At 71.6% G+C, this 3096-nt stretch carries 2 protein-coding genes and 1 pseudogene; all 3 read left to right on the top strand.

Features of this window, described 5'->3' with window-relative positions:
• Positions 1-330 (top strand): annotated as a pseudogene (locus tag B0E53_RS34805) (hypothetical protein); the annotation flags it as partial.
• Between the two features lie 21 nt (positions 331-351).
• Entirely contained in the window at positions 352-516 is a 165-nt protein-coding gene (locus B0E53_RS38210; RefSeq protein ID WP_168215483.1) for a hypothetical protein, read from the top strand.
• A 90-nt stretch (positions 517-606) separates the two neighbouring features.
• Entirely contained in the window at positions 607-2853 is a 2247-nt protein-coding gene (locus B0E53_RS34800) for a cell division protein FtsK (protein ID WP_107079760.1), read from the top strand.
• Positions 2854-3096: the final 243 nt, after the last annotated feature.

Raw genomic sequence — 3096 nt, 5'->3', positions numbered from 1 at the left:
CCCGTGCCGGTGGCCGAGGTGATCGAACCGGCAAGCCCGGCCGTGCCGGAAACCACCCCCGCGCCGGTGATCGAACCGGCAAGCAGCCCCGACCCCGCCCCGGCTGCCGCGCCGGAGTTGGACGACCGTTCCCGCCGCGCCGCCGCCCGCAAGGCGTACCGGCACAGCGTCACCGCCGGCACCCCGCTGTCCGGTGCCGCCCTCGGCCGCCAGTTCGGCATGTCCGACCGGTGGGGCCGCGACCGGGTGAACGAGGTCCGCACCGCCGCCGCCCGACGCGCCACCACCACCGCCCCCGCCGCGCCGGCCGAGCTGCCCGCCGCCGCCTGACCCCGAAAGGAACCCTCGCCCATGCGCCGCATCTGGCACGTCTTCAACGCCCTGACCCTGGCCAACGTGGTGCTCATGTTCACCGCCGACGACACCGCAAGCCGCGTCCTGCACGGCGTCGCGACTGTCGCGTTCGCGGTGGCCACGATCGCCACCCGACCGCCCCGACCCGGCAAGCGTCCCTGACCCCGCCCGGCGGCACGGCTACCGGCTCCCAACCTGCGCCGTGCCGCCGGCCCCCTGCCGATCCGACAGACCGTTGGAGGAACCCCCATCATGACTTCCCCCCGAGACGACGACCGATTCGACTGGCAGGCGGCAGAGGCCGACCTGACCGACCCCAACGGCCCGGACGGCCCGGACGCTGAGGTGGTGGACCTGGATGCCGTCCGGTCCCGCCGGCAGGCGCCCGTCCCGCCGGACGACAACGGCGGCAGCGACATGGACGACGACCCGCCGGAGGGCGGCCCGGTGCTGGTCGACAGCGTGGAGGCGCAGCGTGCGCCGCGGTTCTCCCTGGCCGGTTTCCGGGACGCGCAGCGGGTGCCGATCGTGCCCGGTTGGCTGCGCTCCCGTTCGGAGTTCGCCGGGAACCTGGCGTGGGCCGGTGGGTTCGGGCTGCACGCTCTGGCCTACCACGGACTGCGCGCCCCGAAGTACACCGCGAAGCTCGCCTGGCGTGCCCCGGTCGGGGTGGGCCGGGTGCTGCGGGGGTACGGGCGGTGGCTGTTCGACCTGGAAGGCGAGCCGGTCCGGCAGGCGGTGGTCCGCGCCGCGATCGACAAGCCGGAAGAGGCCCGCACCTATCAGGGCCTGTCGCGGCAGCGTGACCGGCGGGTGCGCTGGCGGGGCCTGACCGCGATCCCCGCCGTCCTGGCCCTGTTCACCCTGGCCGGGGTGCTGCTGGCCGCGCCGGGCGTAGTGCAGCTCGCCGCCCTGGCCGTGGCGGTGGCGGTGTTCGGGGTTGTCGGCGCGCCGGTCGACAAGCCGCTGCTCGACACGGCCGTGGTGCGCACCGCCGCCGCGCCGCTGACCTCGGCCGAGGTGTTCCACGCCCTGGCCGCGTTGAACATCAAGGGCATCAACGACGCGATCCGCCGGGGCGACAACGGCAAGCGCTGGTTTACCGCCCCGATCACCCGGGAGAACGGCACCGGGTGGCGGGCTGAGGTGGAGCTGCCGCGCGGGGTGACCGCCTCCACGGTGGTCGACAAGCGCGAAGAGTTGGCCGCCGCGCTCACCCGGCCGCTGGGCTGTGTGTGGCCGGAGGTCAACGCCGAGGTCCACCCCGGCATGCTGACCCTGTTCGTCGCCGACAAGGACCTGTCCCGCGCCAAGCAGAACCCGTGGCCGCTGCTCAAGTCCGGCACGGTCAACCTGTTCAAGCCGTTCGCGTTCGGCACCGACCCGCGCGGCCGGGTGGTCACCCTGACGTTGATGTTCGCCTCGATGATCATTGGGTCGATTCCGCGTATGGGTAAGACGTTCGCGCTGCGCCTGGCGCTGCTCGGGGCGTGCTTGGACCCGCGTGCGTGGATCCTGGCGTTTGACCTCAAGGGCACCGGTGACCTGTCGCCGTTGGAGCCGGTGGCGCACCGCTACCGGGCCGGTGACGACGAAGAGGACATCGAGTACGGCATCGCCGCCATGCGGGAGATCCGCACCGAGATGCGCCGCCGCACGAAGGTGATCCGGGAGCTGCCGCCGGACCTGTGCCCGGAAAACAAGGTCACCGACGACCTGGCCTCGAAGAAGTCGCTCGGGCTGCACCCGATCGTGATCGGTATCGACGAGTGTCAGGTGTGGTTCGAGCACCCGAAGTACGGCGACGAGTTCGAGGAGATCTGCACCGACCTGATCAAGCGTGGCCCGGCGACCGGGATCACGCTGATCCCGGCCACCCAGCGGCCCGACGACAAGAGCCTCCCGACCGGGATCAGCGCGAACGCTGTGCTGCGGTTCTGCCTCAAGGTCATGGGCTACCGGGAGAACGACATGGTGCTCGGTCAGTCGATGTTCAAAAGCGGCATCCGGGCAACGATGTTCGCCAAGCGGGACAAGGGCATCGGCTACCTGGCCGGTGAGGGCGACGACCCGGTGATCACTCGCACGTTCGAGATCGACGGCCCGACCGCCAAGGCCGTCGTCGGTCGGGCGCGGGTGCTGCGGGAGCGGGCCGGGAACATCACCGGCCACGCTGCCGGGCAGACCGTCAGCACCGACGCGGTGCGCCGCGACACGATCCTTGAGGACGTGCTCGCGGTCATGGGTGATGAGGACCCGAAGTTGTGGTCCACCGTCATCGTGGAGCGCCTGGCCGTGCTGCGGCCCGACGTGTACGCCGGGTTCACCGCCGATCAGCTCCGCGAGGCACTCAAGCCGCACGGGGTGAAGACCGGGCAGGTGTGGGGCACCGACCCCGACACCAACGAGGCCGCCAACCGCAAGGGCATCACCCGCGCCCACGTCGCCGACGCGCTCACCAAGCGTGACCGCGACAACGGTTCCCCCGGCCGCAAGTAGCCCCGAATCGGCCGCTAGGTCTAGCGGCACCCACCGCTAGACCTAGCGGCACCGCTAGCGACCCATCAAAACCCTGGCCAGCGCCCTAGCACCTAGCGGTGCCGGCCCCGCGCACCCTCAAACCGGCCTGTGGAGGCGTTCCGTGCTGACCATCGCCGCGCTAGCTAGCCTGACCATCCTCGGTTACGCAGCGTTCTACCTGATCAAGTGCTACGCCGTGCCGTTCGGCCCCTGCCGCCGCTG

The organism is Micromonospora sp. MH33, from assembly GCF_003013775.1.
GTDB classification, from domain to species: Bacteria; Actinomycetota; Actinomycetes; order Mycobacteriales; family Micromonosporaceae; genus Micromonospora; species Micromonospora fulviviridis.
Note: the sequence above shows the minus strand (reverse complement) of the source record. Positions and strands in the feature narration are given on the sequence as shown.

What these genes read in the sequence shown, in the direction of transcription:
- B0E53_RS38210 (WP_168215483.1), top strand. Translation starts at nt 352, where the DNA reads ATGCGCCGCATCTGGCACGTCTTCAACGCCCTGACCCTGGCCAACGTG.
- B0E53_RS34800 (WP_107079760.1), top strand. Translation starts at nt 607, where the DNA reads ATGACTTCCCCCCGAGACGACGACCGATTCGACTGGCAGGCGGCAGAG.